At 69.9% G+C, this 24,002-nt stretch carries 15 protein-coding genes; 14 read left to right on the forward strand and 1 reads right to left on the reverse strand.

The window, feature by feature from the left end; genetic code table 11:
* Positions 1-835: 835 nt before the first annotated feature.
* Positions 836-1,825 carry a hypothetical protein gene (locus OG257_RS25525; RefSeq protein WP_329211094.1) on the reverse strand — a complete coding sequence of 330 codons (990 nt, stop codon included), beginning with the start codon at positions 1,823-1,825 and terminating at the stop codon, positions 836-838.
* A 137-nt stretch (positions 1,826-1,962) separates the two neighbouring features.
* Between OG257_RS25525 and OG257_RS25530 the strand changes: the two genes are divergently transcribed.
* The 14 genes from OG257_RS25530 (at position 1,963) to OG257_RS25595 (ending at position 23,745) form a co-directional block, all read left to right on the forward strand.
* A complete protein-coding gene (locus OG257_RS25530) occupies positions 1,963-4,584 on the forward strand; it encodes a valine--tRNA ligase (protein ID WP_329211095.1) in 2,622 nt (873 codons plus the stop codon).
* Positions 4,585-4,707: 123 nt separating this feature from the next.
* A complete protein-coding gene (gene folC / locus OG257_RS25535; protein WP_329211097.1) occupies positions 4,708-6,231 on the forward strand; it encodes a bifunctional tetrahydrofolate synthase/dihydrofolate synthase in 1,524 nt (507 codons plus the stop codon).
* A 3-nt stretch (positions 6,232-6,234) separates the two neighbouring features.
* A complete protein-coding gene (locus OG257_RS25540) occupies positions 6,235-6,597 on the forward strand; it encodes a DUF4233 domain-containing protein (RefSeq protein WP_329211099.1) in 363 nt (120 codons plus the stop codon).
* Between the two features lie 89 nt (positions 6,598-6,686).
* Complete coding sequence (ndk, locus tag OG257_RS25545; RefSeq protein ID WP_329211101.1) at positions 6,687-7,100, forward strand: nucleoside-diphosphate kinase; 414 nt, start codon at positions 6,687-6,689, stop codon at positions 7,098-7,100.
* A gap of 293 nt (positions 7,101-7,393) precedes the next feature.
* Positions 7,394-8,413 (forward strand): rod shape-determining protein, encoded by a 1,020-nt coding sequence (locus OG257_RS25550; RefSeq protein WP_329211103.1) that lies wholly within the window; start codon positions 7,394-7,396, stop codon positions 8,411-8,413.
* 98 nt (positions 8,414-8,511) lie between these two features.
* Complete coding sequence (gene mreC / locus OG257_RS25555) at positions 8,512-9,582, forward strand: rod shape-determining protein MreC (protein WP_329211105.1); 1,071 nt, start codon at positions 8,512-8,514, stop codon at positions 9,580-9,582.
* Between the two features lie 11 nt (positions 9,583-9,593).
* Positions 9,594-10,256 (forward strand): rod shape-determining protein MreD, encoded by a 663-nt coding sequence (gene mreD / locus OG257_RS25560; RefSeq protein ID WP_329211107.1) that lies wholly within the window; start codon positions 9,594-9,596, stop codon positions 10,254-10,256.
* Entirely contained in the window at positions 10,253-12,424 is a 2,172-nt protein-coding gene (gene mrdA / locus OG257_RS25565) for a penicillin-binding protein 2 (RefSeq protein WP_329211109.1), read from the forward strand. The genes mreD and mrdA overlap by 4 nt, the downstream gene beginning before the upstream one ends.
* Positions 12,424-13,614, forward strand: coding sequence for a rod shape-determining protein RodA (gene rodA, locus OG257_RS25570; protein ID WP_329211111.1), 1,191 nt, complete (start codon positions 12,424-12,426; stop codon positions 13,612-13,614). Before mrdA ends, rodA begins: the two co-directional genes overlap by 1 nt.
* A 62-nt stretch (positions 13,615-13,676) precedes the next feature.
* Positions 13,677-15,209, forward strand: coding sequence for a CYTH and CHAD domain-containing protein (locus tag OG257_RS25575; protein ID WP_329211112.1), 1,533 nt, complete (start codon positions 13,677-13,679; stop codon positions 15,207-15,209).
* Between the two features lie 51 nt (positions 15,210-15,260).
* Complete coding sequence (locus tag OG257_RS25580) at positions 15,261-17,186, forward strand: TIGR03960 family B12-binding radical SAM protein (RefSeq protein WP_329211114.1); 1,926 nt, start codon at positions 15,261-15,263, stop codon at positions 17,184-17,186.
* 85 nt (positions 17,187-17,271) lie between these two features.
* Positions 17,272-18,426 (forward strand): hypothetical protein, encoded by a 1,155-nt coding sequence (locus OG257_RS25585; RefSeq protein WP_329211116.1) that lies wholly within the window; start codon positions 17,272-17,274, stop codon positions 18,424-18,426.
* Positions 18,427-18,547: 121 nt separating this feature from the next.
* The gene (locus OG257_RS25590; RefSeq protein WP_329211118.1) at positions 18,548-19,330 is read left to right on the forward strand and encodes a TIGR03936 family radical SAM-associated protein; all 783 of its coding nucleotides are present in this window, start codon (positions 18,548-18,550) and stop codon (positions 19,328-19,330) included.
* A 230-nt stretch (positions 19,331-19,560) separates the two neighbouring features.
* Positions 19,561-23,745, forward strand: a complete 4,185-nt coding sequence (locus tag OG257_RS25595) for an Rne/Rng family ribonuclease (RefSeq protein ID WP_329211120.1) — start codon at positions 19,561-19,563, stop codon at positions 23,743-23,745.
* Positions 23,746-24,002: the final 257 nt, after the last annotated feature.

Raw genomic sequence — 24,002 nt, forward strand, 5'->3', positions numbered from 1 at the left:
GCGGGGGTGGCGAACGCGAGCCCGTCGCGGTGTCAGATATCCCTGCAGAATAATGGATATGTTGTCGGCGCGAAATCGAAGGCCGCCTGCTCTAACGCTAACGCGAGCACCTCTCCTCTGAATATTGTGGCCGAGCATCAGAGGGCGGTTTGTAAGGCGCAGTTGATCGCCATTGGCGTGAGGAGTGGTCACGCTGGGGATGCTTGCTACTCGTACTGACCTTTCCGAGGGGTGGGGCGCGTCGTGCGGCGGCCACTCGGGCGCCCGGCCAGTCCTGTGGCGGGCTGACTGGAGGCCTGTGATGGGCGGCCGCCTGGCCTCTGGTCCCCAGCGTCCTTCTGGCGATTAGTGGGCAGCTCGCTCTGTGTTTGTGGGGGAGGGCGCGCGCCATTATCGCCCCCCCCGTGTGTCGGGCTTCCTCGGCGAGTTGGGTGCGGGCGGCAGGACCGATTGGCGCCCGCGTTCAGCCTCTTCTCGAGGCGCTCACATTCGGTTCGCTCCCGGAGGGGAAGTCAATGCAGGAAGGCTCGGTGTTCGGGTAGACAGCCGCGATGGCTGACTTCTCCGTACGCCAGTATTCTTCGGGTGTCGTCTTCATCGACGCGATTTCGCCAGGCGAGGATCGGCCGTAGTGATTCGGGACGGTCCCTGTCTTCCGGGTGCGCTTGGCCTCGTACTCGCAAGTCACGCGATAAGCGTGATGCGGAATGGTGCGAGCCGCGCACGATCGGCAAGAACGCGGATGGCGGCCGCCACGAGAAGTCCGCGTAGCGGCAGCAAAACGTACGCGAAGGGGCGCCCGGCCAGTGGCCGGGCGCCCCTTCGGCGTCGAGCGTCAGATCTTGGTGCGCGAGGTGTTGTAGAGCTTGGCGGCGAGGGCCGCCGTCTCGTCCTGGCTCATCGGCTTGTTCGTCATGGCGCCGCCGATGTCGAAGCCGATCACGGCGCTGACCGTGCTGTAGTCGGCCCAAACGCAGACCGGCATGATCATTTCCTTGGGGCCCTTGGCCGCCGTACCGTCGGCTTCGTCGTTGACGACCTTCATGTTCTGGCACTTCATCAGCGCGCCCTCGAAGCCGGGCGGGGTGACGTTCTTGGGGCTGCCGACCAGCGAGCCCTTCGTGTCCTCGTCCTTCATCGCCTCGTTCTCGGCGTTCTCGAAGAAGCCGTCGATGGTCGAGGCAGGGTCCTCGATCTCACCCCAGGCGCCGACGAGCATGAGCATCTTCGTGGTGAGCGGGTTCTTCGCCATGTCACCGCTCACGTACTGGGCACCCGCCTCTGACGGGTTCTTGATCCCAGCGGCCTCGGCTTCGGCCTTGTCCTTGCCGGTCATCGGGCCCGAGGGCGCCGAACTGGACGGGTTGTTCTTGTAGTCGTCCACCGAGGCGGCCGGCGTCAGCTTGTAGCCCTTGGTGGAGTCCGCGACATCGCTGTTGCTGGAGCCACCCGACGTGAGGAAGTACACCCCGCCCGCGATGACCGCCAGCGCCACGACGGCGCCGCCGATGATCAGGCCGGTCTTCTTCTTCGGGGCGCCCGGCTGCGGAGGGCCGCCGGGGTACGCCTGCTGGCCGCCGTACGGGGGCGTGGGCGGCTGCTGGCCGTACGGGCCCGGCTGCTGGGCCTGCGGGTAGCCGTAGCCCTGCGGGGGCTGCTGCGGCGGGACACCCTGGGGGGCCTGCTGCGGGTAGCCGTACCCGGGCTGGCCCTGCGGCTGTCCCTGCGGCGGCTGGCCGCCGTACGGGCCCGGCTGCTGGCCGTAGGGTCCGGGCTGGCCCTGCGGCGGCTGCCCACCGTACGGGCCCGGCTGGTTGTAGCTCATTGGGCTGTCCCCTCCAGAATGCTTATGCGTTCCGAACATCCTGGCGGATGGGGCCGTGACATGGGGCACCGGGCAGCACACCGTTACTGAACTATCCCGTTTCAGTGCACGACTGTGACGGCCCTAAACTGTGCTGCGTGACCGAGAACGCATCGCAGCAGCCAGTCAGCAACCCCGAACTGCCGACCCAGTACGCGCCGGCCGAGGTAGAGGGGAAGCTGTACGAGCGCTGGGTAGAGCGCGGTTACTTCACGGCCGACCCGGACAGTGAGAAGCCCCCGTACACGATCGTCATCCCGCCGCCCAACGTCACCGGTGCGCTCCACCTGGGACACGCCTTCCAGGTCACGCTCATGGACGCGCTGACCCGGCGCAAGCGCATGCAGGGCTTCGAGACCCTGTGGCTGCCCGGCATGGACCACGCCGGGATCGCCACCCAGAACAAGGTCGAGCAGCAGCTCGCGGAAGAGGGCAAGTCCCGTCAGGACCTCGGCCGTGAGCAGTTCACCGAGCGTGTGTGGCAGTGGAAGGACGAGTTCGGCGGCCGGATCCTCGGCCAGCTGCGCCGTCTCGGTGCCGGCCTCGACTGGTCCCGCGAGCGGTTCACCATGGACGAGGGCCTGTCCAAGGCCGTCCAGACCATCTTCAAGAAGCTGTACGACGACGAACTGATCTACCGTGCCGAGCGCATCATCAACTGGTGCCCGCGCTGTCTGACGGCGATCTCCGACATCGAGGTCGACTACCAGGACGACGACGGCGAGCTGGTCTCGCTGAAGTACGGCGAGGGCGACGAGACAGTCGTGGTCGCCACCACGCGCGTCGAGACGATGCTCGGTGACACGGCGGTCGCCGTCCACCCCGATGACGAGCGCTACGCGCACCTCATCGGCAAGCGGATCAAGCTGCCGCTGACCAACCGTACGATCCCCGTCGTCGCCGACCAGCACGTCGACCCGGAGTTCGGGACCGGCGCCGTCAAGGTCACGCCCGCCCACGACCCGAACGACTTCGCGATCGGCCAGCGCCACGGCCTGGAGTCCATGACGATCATGGACGAGCGCGGGGTCATCACGGTCCACGGTCCGTTCGAGGGGCTCGACCGCTTCGAGGCGCGCTCCGCGATCGTCGCCGCCCTGCGCGAGCAGGGCCGTGTCGTCGCCGAGAAGCGCCCCTACGTCCACTCCGTGGGCCACTGTTCGCGCTGCAAGACGACCGTCGAACCGCGCCTGTCGCTCCAGTGGTGGGTCAAGGTCGAGACGCTCGCGGGCGCCGCGGGCGACGCCGTCCGTGACGGTCGCGTCGAGCTCCACCCGAAGGAGATGGAGCGGCGGTACTTCGACTGGGTCGACAACCTCAACGACTGGTGCATCTCGCGCCAGCTCTGGTGGGGGCACCGCATCCCGGTCTGGTACGGGCCGGCGGGCGAGGTCGTCTGCGTCGGACCCGACGAGGAGCCGCCGAGCGGTGACGGCTGGACCCAGGACCCCGATGTCCTCGACACCTGGTTCTCCTCCGGGCTGTGGCCCTTCTCCACGCTCGGCTGGCCCGAGGAGACTCCGGACCTCAAGAAGTTCTACTCGACCGATGTCCTGCTCACCGGGCACGACATCATCTTCTTCTGGGTCGTCCGGATGATGATGTTCGGTCTGTACGCGATGGACGGCGAAGTCCCGTTCAAGACCGTCGCCCTGACCGGCCTCGTCCGTGACGAGTTCGGCAAGAAGATGTCCAAGTCCAACCCCAACGCCGTCGATCCGCTCGACTGGATGGACAACTACGGTTCCGACGCAGTCCGGTTCACCCTCGCCAAGGGTGCCAACCCGGGCGCCGACGTCCCGATCGGTGAGGACTGGGTCCAGGCCTCCCGCAACTTCGCCAACAAGATCTGGAACGCCACCCGCTTCGCGATGATGAACGGCGCGACCCTCGAGGGTCCGCTGCCTCCCGTCGAGCAGCTGTCGGCGACCGATCGCTGGATCCTGTCGCGCCTCAACGCGACCGTCGCCGAAGTCGACGCGTTCTACGACGACTTCCAGTTCGCCAAGCTCAGCGAGGCGCTCTACCACTTCGCGTGGGACGAGGTCTTCGACTGGTACGTCGAGCTGTCCAAGACGACGTTCTTCGCGGGCGGCGAGCAGGCGAAGGTGTCCGCCCGGGTCCTCGGCGAGGTCCTCGACGTGACGCTGCGGGTCCTCCACCCGATCGTTCCGTTCGTCACGGAGCAGCTCTGGACGACTCTCACCGGCGGCGAGTCCCTCGTCGTCGCCGACTGGCCCAAGGACTCCGGCTTCCGCGACGACGCGGCCGAGAAGGAGATCGAGCTCGTCCAGCAGGTCGTCACCGAGGTCCGCCGGTTCCGCTCCGACCAGGGCCTGCAGCCCGGCCAGAAGGTCCCGGCCGAGCTCGCTCTGGACGGTACGGTCCTCGCCGCGCACGAGGCGGCCATCCGGCAGCTGCTGCGTCTGCAGCCCGCCGGTGACGGCTTCCACGCCACGGCGACCCTCCCGGTCGCGGGAGCCACGGTTGCCCTGGACCTCTCCGGCACGATCGACGTCGAGGCCGAGCGCAAGCGCCTGACGAAGGACCTCGGCGCAGCCGAGAAGGAGAAGGCGCAGGCCAACGGGAAGCTCAACAACGAGGCGTTCCTGGGCAAGGCACCCGACAACGTGGTCGACAAGATCCGCGGCCGGCTCGCGAAGGCCGAGGCCGACATCGAGCGGATCACCGCCCAGCTGGCGAATCTGCCGCAGAGCTGATGATCTGAGGACGAAGCCCCCGCACCCCCGACCGACCGGGGGAGCGGGGGCTTCGTCGTACCCCGGGGGAGCGGGGCAGCGGGCGCTGCGCGCGTTGTCGGTGCACATCCGTAGACTGGCCCTGTGAGTGAGCCCCGCCCTTCAGACCGGCACGACGCGTCAGACTCCGACGACACCTTCGAGGAGATCGTCGACGAAGCGACCCAGCGCGACCCCGACCTGGCGGTGATCGAGGCCGGGAGCCGCACGCTGCGCACCCAGTCGGGACCGCCCCAGGGTGATGTGGTCCCCGCCCGCCCCACCGACCCCGAGATCGACAAGGCGCTGCGCGCCGTGGAGCAGGAGCTCGCCGGACGCTGGGGCGAGACCAAGCTCGAGCCGTCGGTGACCCGCATCGCGGCCCTGATGGACGTGCTCGGCGAGCCGCAGCGCGCCTACCCCTCGATCCACATCACGGGGACCAACGGCAAGACCAGCACGGCCCGCATGATCGAGGCCCTGCTCAACGCCTTCGAGCTGCGCACCGGCCGCTACACCTCCCCGCACGTCCAGTCGATCACCGAGCGGATCAGCCTGGACGGCGCCCCGATCGAGGCTGAGCGCTTCATCGAGACGTACGAGGACATCAAGCCGTACGTCGAGATGGTCGACGCCCAGCAGGAGTACCGGCTGTCGTTCTTCGAGGTGCTGACGGGCATGGCGTACGCGGCCTTCGCCGACGCGCCGGTCGACGTCGCGGTCGTCGAGGTCGGCATGGGCGGCACCTGGGACGCGACCAACGTCATCGACGCCTCGGTCGCCGTCGTCACCCCCATCTCGCTGGACCACACCGACCGCCTCGGCACGACCCCCGCGGAGATCGCCGGAGAGAAGGCCGGAGTGATCAAGCAGGGTGCGACGGTGATCCTGGCCCAGCAGCCGGTCGACGCCGCGCAGGTCATGCTGAAGAAGGCCGTCGAGGTGGACGCCACGGTGGCCCGCGAGGGCATGGAGTTCGGCATCGTCTCCCGCGAGGTCGCGGTCGGCGGCCAGCTGCTGACGCTCCGGGGCCTCGGCGGGGAGTACGAGGACATCTTCCTCCCGCTGTACGGCGCCCACCAGGCGCACAACGCCGCGGTGGCGCTCGCCGCCGTTGAGGCGTTCTTCGGCATCGGCGCCGAGCAGGCCCGCAGCCTCGACATCGAAGCGATCCGCAAGGCATTCCTCGCGGTGCTCTCACCGGGCCGGCTCGAAGTCGTACGGTCCAGCCCCACCGTCGTCCTTGACGCCGCCCACAACCCGGCAGGCGCCCTTGCCGCCTCCGCGGGGATCTCCGAGGCCTTCAGCTTCTCCCGGCTCATCGGGGTCGTCGGCGCCAGCGAGGGCAAGGACGTCCGAGGGCTCCTCGAAGGCTTCGAACCGGTCTTCGCCGAGGTCGTCGTCACCCAGAACTCCAGCCCGCGCGCGATGGACGCGGACGAGCTGGCCGCGGTCGCCGTCGAGGTCTTCGGCAACGAGCGCGTGCAGGTCGAGCCCCGCCTCGACGACGCGCTGGAAGCCGCCATCACCCTCGCCGAGGAGGACGCGGAGTACGCGGGTGCCGGAGTCCTGGTGACCGGTTCCGTGATCACGGTCGGCGAGGCCCGGCTGCTTCTGGGAAGGCGCTGACCTGTGCGTACGCTCTGTGCATCGACGCTGATCGGCGAGTTCTTCGTGATCGGCTTCGCCGGACTCGTTGCGATGAAGTCCGACGACATGTCCATGGCCACGGTCTGGACGGTCTGCGGCATCGGCATGCTGCTGTCCGTCCTGCTCTGCGGTGTCATCACCCGCCCCGGCGGGATACAGCTCGGCTGGGCGCTGCAGATCGCCCTGGTGCTGAGCGGTTTCGTCGTCCCGATGATGTTCATCCTCGGCCTGGTCTTCGGAGCGCTGTGGTGGGCCTCGGTGCACTACGGCCGCAAGATCGACGAGGCGAAGGCGCGGTGGGCGGCGCAGGCCGAGGCCCAGGAGGGCACAGAGGCTCCGGCCTGAAGATGACGCAGCGTAAGCCCGGCCGTCGGCCCGTTCCCGTGCCCCTGTAATCTCGCCTCACCGCACCCGCAGTCTGCAAGGAGCCGCACATGACTCAGCGCACCCTCGTCCTTCTCAAGCCGGATGCCGTACGGCGTGGGCTGATCGGCGAGATCGTCGGCCGCATCGAACGCAAGGCCGGCTGGACGATCACCGCGCTGGAGCTGCGCACGCTCGACCAGGAGACCCTGGAGCAGCACTACGGCGAGCACAAGGGCCGCCCGTTCTACGAGCCGCTCGTCGAGTTCATGGCCTCCGGCCCCGTCGTCGCTCTCGTGGCCGAGGGCGAGCGGATCATCGAGGGTGTTCGCGCCCTTGCCGGACCCACCGACCCGATCGCCGCCGCGCCCGGATCGATCCGTGGCGACTTCGGGACGGTCACCCGGGAGAACCTCATCCACGCCTCGGACTCCGAGGAGTCCGCAGAGCGAGAACTGAAGCTTTTCTTTCCCGGACTTTCCTGACTTCGGCTCGGCCAATCAGCGCTCATGACCTGGGGCGACCGAAGTAATTCGGTCGCCCTTCGGCATAGGGTCCCGGATCGCGGGAACGCATCCCTCCGACGTAACGTCACCATGGGTGGGACGGGCAGCCGTTCCGCTCACATTGGCGAAGGACCCTCGCGCTGTGTCCGTGCTCACGGCACTACGATGGAAGCTTCCACGCCCGCAGCGCCAACCCTCGCCTACCTAAAACAAGCCATTCTTCGCTTCTTGGGAAGGCCCGACGCATCCTCATGGGGAACAAGGGGAACTCAATGTCGTTCATCGGCCGTGACATGGCTATCGACCTCGGGACTGCCAACACGCTGGTGTACGTCAGGGGGCGCGGCATCGTTCTGAACGAGCCGTCCGTCGTGGCCATCAACACCAACACCGGCGGAATCCTGGCGGTCGGCTCCGAGGCCAAGAAGATGATCGGCCGTACGCCGGGCAACATCGTTGCCGTACGGCCTCTGAAGGACGGCGTGATCGCCGACTTCGAGATCACGGAGCGCATGCTCCGCTACTTCATCCTCAAGATCCACAAGCGCCGCTACCTGGCCCGCCCGCGGGTCGTCGTCTGTGTGCCCTCCGGCATCACAGGGGTCGAGCGACGCGCCGTCATCGAGGCGTCGACGCAGGCCGGCGCCCGCCAGGTGCACATCATCGAAGAGCCCATGGCCGCGGCCATCGGCTCCGGCCTGCCGGTCCACGAGGCCACCGGCAACATGGTCGTCGACATCGGTGGCGGCACCACCGAGGTCGCGGTGATCTCGCTCGGCGGAATCGTCACTGCCCAGTCGATCCGGGTCGCCGGTGACGAGCTGGACAACGCGATCATCCAGCACATCAAGAAGGAGTACTCGCTCCTCCTCGGTGAGCGCACCGCCGAACAGATCAAGATCACGATCGGCTCGGCGTTCGACCTCGAGAAGGAGGAGCACACGGAGATCCGCGGGCGCGACCTCGTCTCCGGGCTGCCCAAGACCGTGGTCATCTCCGCCACGGAGGTCCGCAAGGCCATCGAGGAGCCGGTCAACGCGATCGTCGACGCCGTGAAGACGACGCTCGACAAGTGCCCGCCGGAGCTCTCCGGCGATGTCATGGACCGCGGCATCGTCCTCACCGGTGGCGGCGCGCTCCTGCGCGGCCTCGACGAGCGGCTGCGCCACGAGACGGGCATGCCGATCCACATCGCCGAGGACCCGCTGGACTCGGTGGCGCTCGGATCCGGCAAGTGCGTCGAGGAGTTCGAGGCGCTCCAGCAGGTGCTGGACGCCCAGCCCCGACGGTAGAACCCGACGTTCCGCCGTACGGGTGCTGCCGCTCCCGTACGGCGGAACGTTGATATACAGGCACCAATATTCCGACGAGGAAGGCACGGCCGCCGCACGTGAGGGACACACGAGAGAGCCGGCTGCTCCTGGTGCTGCTGATCGCCATCGCGTTCGCTTTGATCACGGTGGACATCCGCGGTGGCGAGGAGTCGCCGGTCGACGGCGCCCGGCAGGCCGCCGCCACGGTCTTCGGACCGGTCGAGAACGGCGTAGCAGCGGCGGTGGACCCGGTGGGCAACGCCATAGGCGCCGTACGGGACTCCGGTGACAGGCACGACCGGATCGCGGCCCTGGAGCAGGAGAACGCCGCGCTGAAGGCGAAACTGGGCAGCGACGACCGCAACAGCAGCAAGGTCCGCCAGCTCGACAGCATGCTCAAGGCCGCAGGGGCCGGCCAGTACGGCATCAAGGGCGCCGAGGTCATCGCCATAGGAGCGGCCCAGGGCTTCTCCTGGACGATCACCATCGACGCGGGGTCCAACGACGGCCTCAAGCGCGACATGACCGTACTCAACGGTGAGGGGCTCGTCGGCCGCGTCACCACCGTCGGTCCGAACACCGCGACCGTCCTGCTGGCCAACGACCCCGACTTCACCGTCGGCACCCGGATGGAGAAGACCGACGAGCTCGGCTTCGCCACCGGACAGGGATCCCGGCCGCTGTCGGTCCAGTTCCTCAACGGCAAGGCGAAGGTGAAGAAGGGCGACCGGCTGGTCACCTTCGGGTCCAGCAAGGACAAGCCCTTCGTCCCCGGCGTCCCGGTCGGCGAAGTGGTCCGCGTCGACCCGTCGGGCGGCGACCTGACCAGGACCGTCTACGTCCGCCCGTACGTCGGCTTCACCAAGCTCGACATCGTCGGCATCGTCGTCCAGGCACCCCGTGAGGACCCCCGCGACATGGTGCTGCCGAAGCAGCCCAAGAAGCCGGAGAAGCCGAAGCCCACCCCGACCGTCACCGTCACGGTCCAGCCGAACGGCGACCTGGTCGACGGCAGCGGCAAGGTCGTCGGGAACATCCACGAGAAGCCCGACGCGGACGCCTCCGGGAACGCCGACGCGAACGCGACCGGCAACGCAGACCCGAATGCGACCGGCAACGCCGACAACGCGGCCGACGAGCAGGAATAGAGCTGATCCCCATGCGCTTCAACCGGACTCTGCTCTCCGTCACCCTGGTCGTGGTCGCCCTCGTCGTCCAGGTCTCCGTACTCGCCCGCCTCCAGCTCCCCGGCGCCACCCCCGACCTGCTGCTGCTCGTCGTGCTCGGACTCGCCTTCGTGTACGGGCACGTCAGCGGCGCGCTCATCGGCTTCGGCGCGGGCCTCCTCGCCGACCTGGCGCCGCCCGCGGACCACGCCGCGGGGCGCTACGCCCTGGTGCTCTGCGTCATCGGGTACCTCGCCGGTCTGGTCCGCCCCGAGAACGGCCAGCTCAAGTCGGCCTTCGCCCCGATGGCCGTCGTCGTCGCCGCGGCGATCGGGTCGACCCTGCTGTACGCCGGTGTCGGCGCCCTCGTCGACGACACGGCGGCCCGCCATGTGGGGCTGGGCAGCCTGCTGTTCACCGCCGCCGTGTACGACCTGCTCCTCGCGCCGTTCACCGTTCCGCTGATCATGGCGCTCGCCAGACGCACCGAGAACGATCCGATCGCCGACAGCTCCGGTGGCGGCGATGTCGCCGCCGGCTGGCTGGCCTCGGGTACCGGGCTGCGGATCGGCAGCCAGCGGGGCGGACTGCGCGTCAAGGCCGCCCGTAACCGCGCCGCACGCGCAGGAAGGATCAAGGGGGTCAAGCGACTGTGAGCAACATCCCGGAGACGGGCCGGACCCAGCGGGTCCAGATCCGTCTCGTCGTCATCCAGGTCCTCGTCTTCTCCCTGCTCCTGACGCTCGGCGGCCGGCTCTGGTACCTCCAGATCCGCAACGGCCAGGAGTACACCGACGAAGCCAAGAACAACCACGTCCAACAGGTCGTCCAGCCCGCCGTCCGAGGCGCAATCCTCGACGCGCGCGGCGTACCCCTCGCCGACAACGAGACCCGCCTCGTCGTCTCCGCCAGCCGCACCGAGCTGATGAAGATGAAGGACGACGGCGTCGGCGTCCTCACCCGGCTCGCCGGAGTCCTGGACATGAAGCCCAAGGACGTCCGGGACAAGGTCCGGCTCTGCGACGCCAAGACCCCGCAGCCCTGCTGGAACGGCTCGCCCTACCAGCCGATCCCGGTCACCGACGAGGCCACCACCCAGCAGGCCCTCACCATCCGTGAGCGTGCCGAGGACTTCCCCGGCATCACCGCCGAACCCACCGCCGTACGCCGTTACGCCGCGCCCGGCAAGGCCAACACCGCCCAGGTGCTCGGCTACCTCTCGCCCGTCACCGACGAAGAGGTCACCAAGGCCCAGGACAGCGACTCGCCCTACCTCCGCTCCGACCAGGTCGGCCGCTCCGGCCTGGAGCGCACGTACGACAAGGAGCTGCGCGGCAAGGCCGGCGTCACCCGCTACGAGGTCGACAACCTCGGCCGTGTCATCGGCCAGGCGCAGAACGACGAGGCCGAGCCCGGGGCCAGCGTCGTCACCTCCATCGACGCCCGGGTCCAGGCCGTCGCCGAGTACGAGCTCAACAAGGCGATGGAGACGGCCCGCAAGGAGATGGACCGCAACACCAACGAGCTCTACAAGGCGGACTCCGGTGCCGTCGTCGTCATGGAGGCCAAGACGGGCCGCATCGTCTCGATGGCCTCGCTGCCGACCTACGACCCCAACGCCTGGATCGGCGGCATCTCCGCCAAGGACTACGCGAAGCTCACCGGCAAGAAGTCCAACTTCCCGCTGCTGAACCGTGCCATCCAGGGAACCGCGGCCCCCGGGTCGATCTTCAAGGTCATCTCCTCGACCGCCGCGGTCAACGCCGGATACGAATTCGACGGCAACTACCCGTGCCCGAGCTCGTACTCCATCGGCGGCCAGGTCTTCAAGAACTTCGAGTCCCAGGGCTACGGCAGCATCAGCCTCGGCCGCGCCCTGGAGGTCTCCTGCGACACCGTCTACTACGGTCTCGCGCACAGGGAGTGGCAGAAGGACGGCGGCAACAAGCCGAAGAAGAACACCAACGACTGGTTCTACAAGACCGCGCACCAGTTCGGCCTCGGCAAGGAGACCGGCATCGACCTCCCCAACGAGGTCCCCGGCCGTGTCCCCGACCGCCAGTGGAAGCAGAACTTCTACGACGCCAACAAGACCTCCTGGTGCAAGCAGGGCAAGAAGGACGGCACGTACGTCGAGAAGATCGCGTACGAAGGCTGCCTCGAGGGCTACAAGATGCGCGCCGGTGACTCCGTCAACTACTCGATCGGCCAGGGCGACACGCTCGTCACCCCGATCCAGATGGCGACCATCTACTCCGCGATCTCCAACGGCGGCACGCTCTACGACCCGGCCGTCGGCAAGGCCGTCATCAGCGGCGACGGCAAGACGGTCCAGGAGATCAAGCCCCAGGCGCACGGCAAGCTGCCCTTCAAGGGCGACACGCGCGACAAAATAGACGAAGCCCTCGCGGGAGTCGCGACCCGGGGCAGCGCCGCCTGGCGATTCGGCGGTTGGCCCCAGGACAAGATCCCGATGCACGCCAAGACGGGCACGGCCGAGGTCTACGGCAAGCAGACGACCTCCTGGTTCGCCACGTACACCAAGGAATACTCGATCGTCATGACGATCTCCCAGGGTGGTACGGGCTCCGGCGCCTCGGGCCCCGCCGTGCGCAACATCTACAACGCGCTCTACGGACTCGACTCCGCCGGCAAGCAGGACCTCAAGAAGGCTCTGCTGCCCAAGCCCCAGAAGGCCCTGCCGAAGATCCAGCCCGACGGGCAGATCGAGTCGCCGAAGATCAAGCCCTACGTCCCCGAGCCCCCTGCCGAAGAGGGCACCCAGGCACTCGCACTCGCCGGAGTGCCGTGGAGGCGGGACTGATGGCCGGATTCTCCGTTTCGCGCTACGCCCCCGAGCGTTCCTCCTGGGCCAAGCTCACCGCACGCGACTCCGTCGTCCGGCGGCTGGACTGGCCCCTGCTCGGGTCGGCCCTCGCGCTGTCCTTCATCGGCTCGCTCCTCGTCTGGTCGGCGACCCGCGGCCGTGACTCGCTCACCCACGGCGACCCGTACTACTTCCTGTTCCGGCACGCCCTCAACACCGGTATCGGTGTCGCCCTGATGGTCGGCACGATCTGGCTCGGCCACCGCACCCTGCGGGGAGCGGTGCCCGTCCTCTACGGACTGTCGGTCGTGCTCGTCCTCGCCGTCCTCACCCCGCTGGGCGCCACCGTCAACGGTGCGCACGCCTGGATCCTCCTTCCCGGTGGCTTCTCCCTCCAGCCCTCCGAGTTCACCAAGATCACGATCATCCTGGGCATGGCGATGCTGCTCGCCGCCCGGGTCGACGCGGGCGACCAGCTGCACCCCGACCACCGGACCGTCGCCAAGGCCCTCGGCCTGGCGCTCGTCCCGATGGCCGTGGTCATGCTGATGCCCGACCTCGGCTCCGTCATGGTCATGGCCGTCATCGTGCTCGGTGTCCTGCTCGCCTCCGGAGCGTCCAACCGCTGGGTCTTCGGACTCCTCGGCGCGGGGACGACGGGCGCCGTCGCCATCTGGCAGCTCGGCCTGCTCGACGACTACCAGATCGCCCGCTTCGCGGCCTTCGCCAACCCGGCGCTGGACCCGGCCGGCGTCGGCTACAACACCAACCAGGCGCGCATCGCCATCGGCTCCGGCGGGCTCAGCGGCACCGGGCTCTTCAAGGGCTCCCAGACCACGGGTCAGTTCGTGCCCGAACAGCAGACCGACTTCGTCTTCACGGTCGCGGGTGAGGAGCTCGGCTTCCTCGGTGCCGGTCTGATCATCGTCCTGCTCGGCATCGTCCTGTGGCGCGCCTGCCGGATCGCCCGCGAGACGAGCGAGCTCTACGGAACGATCGTCGCCGCCGGCATCATCGCCTGGTTCGCCTTCCAGTCCTTCGAGAACATCGGCATGACCCTCGGGATCATGCCGGTGGCGGGGCTCCCGCTGCCGTTCGTGTCGTACGGAGGATCATCGATGTTCGCCGTCTGGGTGGCGATCGGGCTCCTCCAGTCGATCAGGGTGCAGAGGCCGATAACGGCCTGAGCCGTTAGCGGCCGCCCGCGGGGCCCCTGCCCATCGGCGCGGAACACGTCTAGATTCGGTTCATGGCGGACTCGAAGCGTGAGATCGAGCGTAAGTACGAAGCGACGCCCGGAACCCGGCTGCCCGACCTGACCCGTGTGGCCGGGGTGTCGGCCGTCGTCCACCGGGGCCTCAGGGAACTCGACGCCGTCTACTACGACACCGAGGACCTCCGGCTGGCCGCCGACTCCCTCACCCTGCGGCGCAGAACGGGCGGGGACGACGCCGGCTGGCATCTCAAGTTCCCGGTCTCCACCGGCATCCGCGACGAGATCCACGCCCCGCTCGCCGACACCCTGCCGCACAGCCTGGCCGGGCTGCTCCGCTCCCGGGTCAGGGACGCGGAGACGGTCCCCGTCGTCCGGCTGCTCTCCTCCCGGGACGTCCACCACCTGCTCGACGAGGACGGCGTCCTGCTCGCCGAGCTCAGCATCGACGAGGTCCGCGCCGAACGGCTCACCGCACAGGCGCACGGCGCCACGGCCGCCTGGACCGAGATCGAGGTCGAGCTGGCGGACGACGGCGACCCCGCCTTCCTCGACGCCGTCGAGCAGCGGCTCCACAAGGCCGGCGTACGGTCCTCGGCCTCGGCGTCGAAGCTGGCCAGGGCCCTGGCCGAGACCGCCCCGAAGAAGCAGCGGCGGAAGAAGAAGAGCGGCCCGGCTGCCCCGCTCACGGCAGGCGACCACGTTCTCGCCTACGTACGCGACCAGATCGAGGCCGTCATCGGACTCGACCCCGCCGTACGCCGCGACCTCCCCGACTCCGTGCACCGGATGAGGGTCGCCACCCGACGGCTGCGCAGCGCCTTCAAGACCTACCGCAAGGTGCTGGACCGGACCGTCACCGACCCCGTCGGCGAGGAACTGAAATGGCTCGCCGCCGAACTCGGGATCGACCGCGACCAGGAAGTGCTCGACGAGCGGCTCGGCACCCGGATCGCCGCACTGCCCCGCACCCTCCTCCTCGGCCCCGTCCGCGGCCGTCTGCGCCTGTGGTCCGTGGCCCGGCGCGCCGGGTCGCGGCGCCGGATCGTCTCCGTGCTCGACGGCAAGCGGTATCTGGCCCTGCTGGAGACCCTCGACACCCTCCTCGCCGACCCGCCCCTGCTGCCCGGCGCGGCACAGGAACCGGGGGAGGCCCTGCCCCGGGCCGTGCTCAAGGACTACGAGCGCCTCGCCACCCGAATCGGTCACGCCCTGGCGCAGCCCCCGGGCGAGGACCGGGACCTCGCCATGCACGAGGCCCGCAAGGCCGCGAAACGCGCGCGGTACGCGGGAGAGGCCGCCAGGCCCGCCCTGGGCAAGCCGGCCAAGAAGTTCGCCAAGCGCGTGAAGGCGGTGCAGACGGTCCTCGGGGAGCACCAGGACAGCGTGGTCGCCCGTGACGCGCTGCGCGGGCTGGCGGTCCAGGCGCACGGGGCGGGGGAGTCCGCGTTCACCTGGGGTCTGCTGTACGGACAGGAGGAGGCCGCGGCGGCCGACCGGGAACGCGAACTGCCCGAGGTATGGGCCCAGGCATCGGACCCCGGACTGCGATCGGCGTTGAAGAGCTGAGCACCGGGTTACGCTTGATGGTCACCCCTGTCAGCTCACGAAGGTCCCCAGATGTCTGCCGAGTCGGTCTTCCCGCAGCTCGAAGCTCTGCTCCCGCATGTGCAGAAGCCCATCCAGTACGTCGGCGGTGAGCTGAACTCCACCGTCAAACCGTGGGACGAATGCGACGTCCGCTGGGCACTCATGTACCCGGACGCCTACGAGGTCGGACTGCCCAACCAGGGCGTCATGATCCTCTACGAGGTGCTCAACGAGCGCGAAGGCGTCCTTGCCGAGCGCACGTACAGCGTCTGGCCGGACCTCGAGGAGCTGATGCGCGAGCACAAGGTGCCCCAGTTCACCGTGGACAGCCACCGCCCCGTCGGCGCGTTCGACGTGTTCGGGCTGAGCTTCTCCACCGAGCTCGGCTACACCAACATGCTCACCGCCCTGGATCTCGCGGGCATCCCGCTGGAGTCCAAGGACCGCACCGTCGATCACCCGATCGTGCTGGCGGGCGGCCACGCCGCGTTCAACCCCGAGCCGATCGCGGACTTCATCGACTGCGCGGTCATCGGCGACGGTGAGCAGGCCGTCCTGGAGATCACCGAGATCATCCGCGCCTGGAAGGCCGAGGGCCGGCCCGGTGGCCGTGAAGAGGTGCTCTTCCGGCTGGCGAAGACCGGCGGGGTCTACGTCCCGGGCTTCTACGACGTCGAGTACCTCCCCGACGGCCGCATCGGCCGTGTCGTGCCCAAGAAGTCCGGCGTGCCGTGGCGGGTGTCCAAGCACACGGTCATGGACCTCGACGAGTGGCCGTACCCGAAGCAGCCCCTCGTGCCCCTCGCCGAGACCGTCCACGAGCGGATGTCCGTCGAGATCTTCCGCGGCTGCACCCGCGGCTGCCGTTTCTGCCAGGCCGGCATGATCACGCGTCCCGTGCGGGAGCGAAGCATCACCGGCATCGGCGAAATGGTCGAGAAGGGCCTCAAGGCCACCGGTTTCGAGGAGGTCGGCCTCCTGTCGCTCTCCTCCGCGGACCACACCGAGATCGGTGAGATCGCCAAGGGCCTCGCCGACCGGTACACCGAGGACAAGATCGGCCTCTCGCTGCCCTCCACCCGCGTCGACGCGTTCAACGTGGACCTGGCCAACGAGCTGACCCGCAACGGCCGCAGGTCCGGTCTCACCTTCGCCCCCGAGGGCGGCTCCGAGCGCATGCGCAAGGTCATCAACAAGATGGTCTCGGAGGAGGACCTGATCCGCACGGTCGCCACCGCGTACGGCAACGGCTGGCGCCAGGTGAAGCTGTACTTCATGTGCGGCCTGCCCACCGAGACCGACGAGGACGTCCTCCAGATCGGCGACATGGCGGTCAACGTGATCGCCAAGGGCCGCGAGGTCTCCGGCCAGAACGACATCCGCTGCACGGTCTCCATCGGCGGCTTCGTCCCCAAGCCGCACACCCCGTTCCAGTGGGCCCCGCAGCTCGGCGTCGAGGAGACCGACGCCCGGCTCGCCAAGCTCCGCGACAAGATCCGCGGCGACAAGAAGTACGGCCGGTCCATCGGGTTCCGCTACCACGACGGCAAGCCCGGCATCGTCGAGGGCCTGCTCTCCCGGGGCGACCGCCGGGTCGGAGCGGTGATCCGCGAGGTGTACGAGTCGGGCGGCCGTTTCGACGGCTGGCGCGAGCACTTCAGCTACGACCTCTGGATGCGGAGCGCGGAGAAGACGCTGCCCGCCTTCGGCGTGGACGTCGACTGGTACACCACCCGCGAGCGCACGTACGAGGAGGTCCTGCCCTGGGACCACCTGGACTCCGGCCTCGACAAGGACTGGCTCTGGGAGGACTGGCAGGACTCGCTCGACGAGACCGAGGTCGAGGACTGCCGCTGGACCCCCTGCTTCGACTGCGGGGTGTGCCCCCAGCTCGACCTGGACATCCAGATCGGTCCGACGGGCAAGAAGCTCCTGCCGCTCACCGTGGTGAAGTAGCGCCGAAGCACGCGTCCGGGTGACAGCCCGGTGAAGAAGGCCCGGCCGGGGAAACCCCTGGCCGGGCCTTCGCGTCATGTACTGCATGGACTACGACAAGCGGCCGGCGCCCGAGCGGTACGAAGGCGGGGAGGGCTGTCTGACCACCCTCATCAGGATTCCGGTACGGATCGTCGTCCTCGTCGTCGTCCTGCCCGTACGGATGATCTGGGACGTGCTCGTCGCGGGGCTGCGGGTCCTGGACCGTGTGCTGCTGCGTCCGCTGGGACGCGCCCTGGAGTGGCTGTACGACACCGTGCTCACGCCGGTCGGGCGGGCCCTCGCGTGGCTGGCCGTCGCCGTCCTCGTGTGGCCCTGGATCGGGCTGTGGCGGTATGTCGTCGTCCCCGTCGTCCGCTACGGGATCGTCGCCCCGCTGGTCTGGCTGTACGGGGCCGTCCTCACCCCGGCCGGGCACGGGCTGCGGTGGGTGTACCGCACGCTGCTCGTCCCGGCCGGCCGGGCGGTCGGCGCCGCCGTCGCCGGGCTGTTCACGGTGCTCCTGGTGTGGCCGGTGGTCGGCCTGTGGCGCTACGTCCTGAAGCCGATCGGAATCGCCGCCGACTGGCTCGTCACCCACCTGATCGTGATGCCCGTCGCCTGGACGTACTGGTACGTGCTCACCCCGGTCGGGCACGGCATCGTGTGGGTGTTCACCCAGCTGGGGCGCGGGATCGCCGCCACCGGGCGGGGCCTCGGGGCCGCCGTCGTCTGGCTGGTCATGACGCTGCTCGTCCTGCCCCTCGCCTGGGTGTACCGGCATGTCCTGGCTCCCGTCGGCCGGGAGATCGCAGCCGCGGTCGGCGTCGCCTGGCGAATCGCCGGATACATCTCCCGGGCCGTCGGCCGCGCCCTGGCGTGGCTGGCGTGGCACCTGGTCGGCGCGCCGGTGACCTGGGTCTATCGCACGGTCTGCACACCGGTCGGACACTTCGTACGCGACGCGGTGTGGGCCCCCGTCAAGAAGGGCGCCCTGGAGGCGGGGCGCGCCGTCCGCAGTGCGCTGAGCGCGGCCCGCGAGAGCGTGCGCACGGCCCGCCGCGACGCATGGCGCGCACTGGTGGGACCGCCGCAGGTCACAGAGGTGCGGGAACTCCAGGGGTCCGCTGCGCGTACCCTGGGTAGAACAACGACTGTCCCCAGCGAGGCGCCCGCGCCCGAGATCTCCCTGCTTGCCGACAAAACCGTCGAGCGGGGGTGAGCCGGAGCGGCACCCCGGGGCACCCGTACTTCGTGGGCGGTGCGCCACCGCGTCCGCCCCGCACCGAGGAGAAGAACCACTGGGCAAGCGACAGCCCGAAGGCCCGCCGCCCGCACCGGCGGTGCAGCGCATCAGACTGCGCTACACCAAGCGGGGCCGCCTCCGGTTCACCAGCCACCGAGACTTTCAGCGCGCCTTCGAGCGGGCACTGCGCCGCTCCGAGGTGCCCATGGCCTACTCGGCGGGCTTCACCCCGCACCCGAAGGTGTCGTACGCCAACGCCGCCCCTACGGGTACGGGCAGCGAGGCCGAGTTCCTGGAGATCGCCCTCACCGAGGCGCGGGACCCCGCAACGCTCCGCGAGCTGCTCGACGCGTCGATGCCGGACGGCCTCGACATCATCGACGCGGTGGAGGCCCACACCTCGGGCCTCGCCGACCGGCTGACCGCCTCCGTGTGGGAGATGCGCCTGGACGGAGTCGACGTCGAGGACGCCCGGAAGGCCGTTGCCGCGTTCCTGGACGCCGAGACCGTCGAGGTCCAGCGGCGCGCGAAGAACGGGATGCGGAGCTTCGACGCCCGTGCCGCCGTCGCCGAACTGCAGGCTCTTGATCCACAGCCTGATAGGTCCGGGGACAGGCCCTGTGCGATACTGCGCCTGGTAGTGCGGCACGTGACACCTGCCGTGCGACCCGACGACGTCCTGTCCGGTCTCCGAGTTGTGGCCGACCTGGCGCCGCCGGTCCCCGCAGCGGTGACCAGGCTGGCGCAGGGGCTCTTCGACGAGGAGTCCGGCACGGTGACCGACCCGCTCGCGCCTGACCGCGAGGCAGCCACGGCCGTATCTGTTCCGGCCGACCGGCCCGCCGTCGCGACGGCGCCGAAAGGTGCAGGTTCCGCGTAAGGCGGTCGTTGTAGCGCAGCCCTTGGACTCGGGAGCCACCTGGGTCGGGCCGCGCACCGCCCCATAAGACTTTCGCCAGGCCGTGCGTACACGCGTACGGAACCGGCGAGCCAGACATCAGCTCCCGTGCGGCGCCCGCGCCCCGGACGGCGGTATCGCGCATCTCATGCGAACCGTGCCGGACCGGAATCAGGCGCGGCGCCCGGGAGCGTGACGGGAGAACCGCCCGCATGCTTGAGCCGATCGAACCCGGTACCGCCGGGAACACAGAGGACAACACCCCCGGGGACAAGCTGCCGCCGCGCCGCAGGCGCCGCGCAGCCTCCCGCCCCGCCGGACCGCCGTCGGGCGCACCGGGTGCGGCAGTCGCCGAGGACGCCACGCCGGCCATACCGGCCGAGGAGGCCGCGGTGACCGGGACGACCGGTACCGCGAAGGCCGAGACCGCAGAGGCCGCCGAAGCGGCGCCTCCGGCACGTGCCCGCCGTCGCGCGGTGCGCAAGGCGACCGCGCCCGCGGGTGCGCCGCAGACCCCCGAGGTCGTGGAGCCCGCAGCCGCGGCACCCGTGGAGACCCCGGACGAGACCGAAGAAGCCCCCGAGGCCGCAGAGCCGGCGCCTCCGGTACGTGCGCGCCGTCGCGCGGTCCGCAAGGCGACCGCCCCCGCGGGTGCGCCGCAGAACGCCGAGGCCGCGGCGGAGATCGTGGCCGAGCCGGTCGCGGAGACCGCCGAGCCGGTCGCGGAAGTGGCCGAGGCGCCTGTCGCCGAGGCCCCGCGCGGCCGTCGTCGTGCCACCCGTAAGGCCACCGCTCCGGCAGGTGCCCCGCAGAACGCGGAGGCCGCCGCCGAGGAGATCGTCGTGGCCGAGCAGACCGAGCCCGTTGCCGCCGAGGCCACTGAGACCCCCGAGCCCGTCGCCGCGCCGCGCGGCCGTACCCGGCGCCGCGCGTCGGCTCCGGCCGGTACGCCGCAGGGCACGCAGGCCGCCGAGGTTCCGGCCGAGACCGTGGCCGAGCCGGTCGCGGAAGCCGCCGAGCCGGTTGCCGAGGCGCCTGTGGCGGAGGCCCCGCGCGGCCGTCGTCGTGCGGTGCGCAAGGCGACCGCTCCGGCAGGTGCCCCGCAGCCGGCCGAGGAGGCTGCCGAGGAGGCCGCCGCCGAGACCGGTGAGAGCCTTCCCGCGGCTGTCGCCGAGGAGCTCGCCGCAGAGGCCGAAGAGGTCGAGGAAGCCGCGCCGCGAGGCCGCCAGCGCCGCCGGGCCACCGCCGCCGCAGGCAGGCCGGAGTTCACCGGCAAGGTCGAGGAGTCGGCACGCAGGAGCCGCCGCGCCGCGCGCCCCGCCGTGGCCGTCTTCCAGGCACCGGTCTTCGCCGAGCCGATGTTCCAGACCCCGGAGACCGCGGCCGCCGCAGCGGCTGCCGCCGGGTCCGGATCGCAGTACGAGGAGAACGACGAGTTCGAGGAGCCGAAGGCCCCCGAGCGCGCGTCCCGCAAGGCCGCACAGGCCCCACAAGCCGTACAGGCGGAGCCCGAGACGGAGGCCGCCGCACCCGCGCAGGCCGCGGAGGCCGCGCCGCAGGGCGGTTCGCGCCGCCGTCGCCGCCGTCGCGGTGAGGCAGTCGAGACCGAGCCGGCCGCGACGCCCGTCACCCTCCCGGTGGAGGAGCCCGTCGAGGACGAGCACGAGGCCGAGCCCGAGGCGGAAGCCGAGCACGAGGACGACTCGGACGAGTACGGCGACCGCCCCTCGCGCCGTCGCCGCCGTGGCGGCCGCCGTCGCCGTCGCGGTGAGACCAACGACGCGGACGACGCCGAGCAGCACGACGAGGCCTCCGAGGACGAGCAGGAGCAGGACGAGGACAACGACGAGGACCACGAGTCCTCGGCGTCCGGATCCAGCAGCAGCCGTCGCCGTCGCCGTCGTCGCCGCCGTAGCGGCGACGCCTCGGGCGAGGACGGCCCCTCGGGCCAGGACGACCCGGAGCGTACGGTCGTCAAGGTCCGCGAGCCGCGCAAGAAGGAAGCCGAGCGCGAGCCCGGCACCGGCTTCGACGAGGTCCAGTCCATCAAGGGCTCGACCCGTATGGAGGCCAAGAAGCAGCGTCGCCGCGAAGGCCGCGAGCAGGGCCGCCGCCGCGTCCCGATCATCACCGAGGCCGAGTTCCTGGCGCGCCGCGAGGCCGTCGAGCGCGTCATGGTCGTCCGCCAGAGCGGCGAGCGCACCCAGATCGGCGTCCTCGAGGACAACGTGCTCGTCGAGCACTACGTCAACAAGGAGCAGGCCACCAGCTACGTCGGCAACGTCTACCTGGGCAAGGTGCAGAACGTACTGCCGTCCATGGAGGCCGCGTTCGTCGACATCGGCAAGGGCCGCAACGCGGTGCTGTACGCCGGTGAGGTCAACTTCGAGGCGCTCGGCATGGCCCACGGGCCGCGCCGCATCGAGACCGCGCTGAAGTCCGGCCAGTCGGTCCTCGTCCAGGTCACGAAGGACCCGATCGGCCACAAGGGCGCCCGCCTGACCAGCCAGGTCTCGCTGCCCGGCCGCTACCTGGTCTACGTGCCCGAGGGCTCGATGACCGGCATCAGCCGCAAGCTGCCCGACACCGAGCGGGCCCGGCTGAAGACCATCCTCAAGAAGATCGTTCCCGAGGACGCGGGCGTCATCGTGCGCACCGCCGCCGAGGGCGCGAGCGAGGACGAGCTGCGCCGCGACGTCGAGCGGCTGCAGGGCCAGTGGGAAGAGATCCAGAAGAAGTCGAAGAGCAGCGGGAGCACCAACGCCCCGACGCTTCTGTACGGCGAGCCGGACATGACCGTCCGGGTCGTCCGCGACATCTTCAACGAGGACTTCTCGAAGGTCATCGTCAGCGGTGAGGACGCCTGGGAGACCATCCACGGCTACGTCTCGCACGTGGCACCGGACCTCACGGACCGTCTGTCGCGCTGGACTTCCGAGGTCGACGTCTTCGCGACGTACCGGATCGACGAGCAGCTGATGAAGGCACTGGACCGGAAGGTCTACCTGCCCAGCGGCGGCTCGCTCGTGATCGACAAGACCGAGGCGATGGTCGTCGTCGACGTCAACACCGGCAAGTTCACCGGGCAGGGCGGAAACCTCGAGGAGACCGTCACCAAGAACAACCTGGAGGCGGCCGAGGAGATCGTGCGCCAGCTGCGGCTGCGCGACCTCGGTGGCATCGTCGTCGTCGACTTCATCGACATGGTGCTGGAGTCCAACCGGGACCTGGTGCTGCGGCGACTGCTGGAGTGCCTGGGCCGGGACCGTACGAAGCACCAGGTCGCCGAGGTCACGTCGCTGGGCCTGGTCCAGATGACGCGCAAGCGCGTGGGCCAGGGTCTGCTGGAGTCCTTCTCCGAGACCTGTGTCCACTGCAACGGCCGCGGCGTGATCGTGCACATGGAGCAGCCGACGTCCGTCGGCGGCGGCGGTGGCGGCGGCAAGCGCTCGAAGAAGCGCGGACGCGGTGGCGCCGGCCAGGAGCACGACCACGACCAGCACGTCCAGGACCACGAGCACGACGAGCACGCGGTCGAGAGCGAGGACGAGGTGGCGGCCGAGGTCGCAGCCCCGATCGCGCTGCCCGAGCCGGAGTTCGTCGCGGACGAGGAGCTGTACAGCAGCCCGGCCGAGGCGGAGGCGGCAGCGACACGCGGCCGTGGCCGTCGGCGTGCGACCCGCAAGGTGTCGGCTCCGGCCGGCACGCCGCAGGCCGCCCCGGCTCCTGTGGCCGAGTCGGCCCCGGCCGTCGAGGCGGAGCCGCAGGCCGAGCCGGTCGCCGAGACCCCGGCTGTCGTCCCGGCCCCCGAGGCCGAGCCCGCACCCGCGGGGCGTACGCGCCGCAGGGCGACCCGGAAGGCGACCTCGCCGGCCGGTACTCCCAAGTCGGCCGATGTCGCGCAGCCGGTCACGCCGGCCGAGCCCGCCGCGGAACCCGTAGCGGTCGAGGACCCGGTCGTCGAGGCCGCAGCGGCCAAGGCTCCGGCCCCTGAGGCACCGGCAGTTGACGAGGCATCCGCTCCGGTCGCCCCGCCGCGTGCCCGCCGCCGGGCGACCCGCAAGGTCACCGCTCCGGCAGGTTCGCCCACCGGTGCGGACGAGGCGGCGGTCGTCGTGGTCACGGGCAGCCCCGCGACCGAGCCGGCCCCGTCCGACGCCCCGGTGGCGGACGAGTCCGGGACGGAGGCGGAGGCCCCGGCCAAGAAGGCGGTCCGCAAGGCCGCCAAGAAGGCCCCGGCCAAGAAGGCGGTCACCAAGACGGCCGCGAAGAAGACCGCTGCGAAGAAGACGACCGCGAAGAAGACGACGGCGAAGAAGGCAACGGCGAAGAAGACCGTCGCCGCCGAGCAGTCGTCGCCTTCCGTGACCGCTTCCGCACCGGCCGACGAGTCCTGATCAACGGTCGACTGAGCATTTCGTAACCGGTTGTTCATCGATCCGTGTCCCGCCCCGAAGCCTTCGGGGCGGGACACCTGCTTTGTTTCAGAACTGATGCACTAGCGGGTTAACGGGCCCGAAATCACCTGAGAAATCCCTGATAATGTGACGGCGGTCGTCGGCCTGTTCAGGTTCCCCAGCGGGACTACGGTCGGTGACCGACCCGGTTCAGGACAGACTGGGCCCAGATTCCTCGGTAGGGCGTCGGCATTGTG

The sequence above is a fragment of the Streptomyces sp. NBC_00683 genome, from assembly GCF_036226745.1.
In the GTDB taxonomy this organism is placed as follows: domain Bacteria; phylum Actinomycetota; class Actinomycetes; order Streptomycetales; family Streptomycetaceae; genus Streptomyces.

Excerpts from the sequence above, each read along its gene's own strand:
- OG257_RS25585 (WP_329211116.1), top strand. The coding sequence starts at position 17,272 with ATGGACTACGACAAGCGGCCGGCGCCCGAGCGGTACGAAGGCGGGGAG.
- OG257_RS25575 (WP_329211112.1), top strand. The coding sequence starts at position 13,677 with ATGGCGGACTCGAAGCGTGAGATCGAGCGTAAGTACGAAGCGACGCCC.
- mreD (WP_329211107.1), top strand. The coding sequence starts at position 9,594 with ATGCGCTTCAACCGGACTCTGCTCTCCGTCACCCTGGTCGTGGTCGCC.
- OG257_RS25525 (WP_329211094.1), bottom strand. The coding sequence starts at position 1,825 with ATGAGCTACAACCAGCCGGGCCCGTACGGTGGGCAGCCGCCGCAGGGC.
- rodA (WP_329211111.1), top strand. The coding sequence starts at position 12,424 with ATGGCCGGATTCTCCGTTTCGCGCTACGCCCCCGAGCGTTCCTCCTGG.
- OG257_RS25580 (WP_329211114.1), top strand. The coding sequence starts at position 15,261 with ATGTCTGCCGAGTCGGTCTTCCCGCAGCTCGAAGCTCTGCTCCCGCAT.
- ndk (WP_329211101.1), top strand. The coding sequence starts at position 6,687 with ATGACTCAGCGCACCCTCGTCCTTCTCAAGCCGGATGCCGTACGGCGT.
- OG257_RS25550 (WP_329211103.1), top strand. The coding sequence starts at position 7,394 with ATGTCGTTCATCGGCCGTGACATGGCTATCGACCTCGGGACTGCCAAC.
- OG257_RS25595 (WP_329211120.1), top strand. The coding sequence starts at position 19,561 with ATGCTTGAGCCGATCGAACCCGGTACCGCCGGGAACACAGAGGACAAC.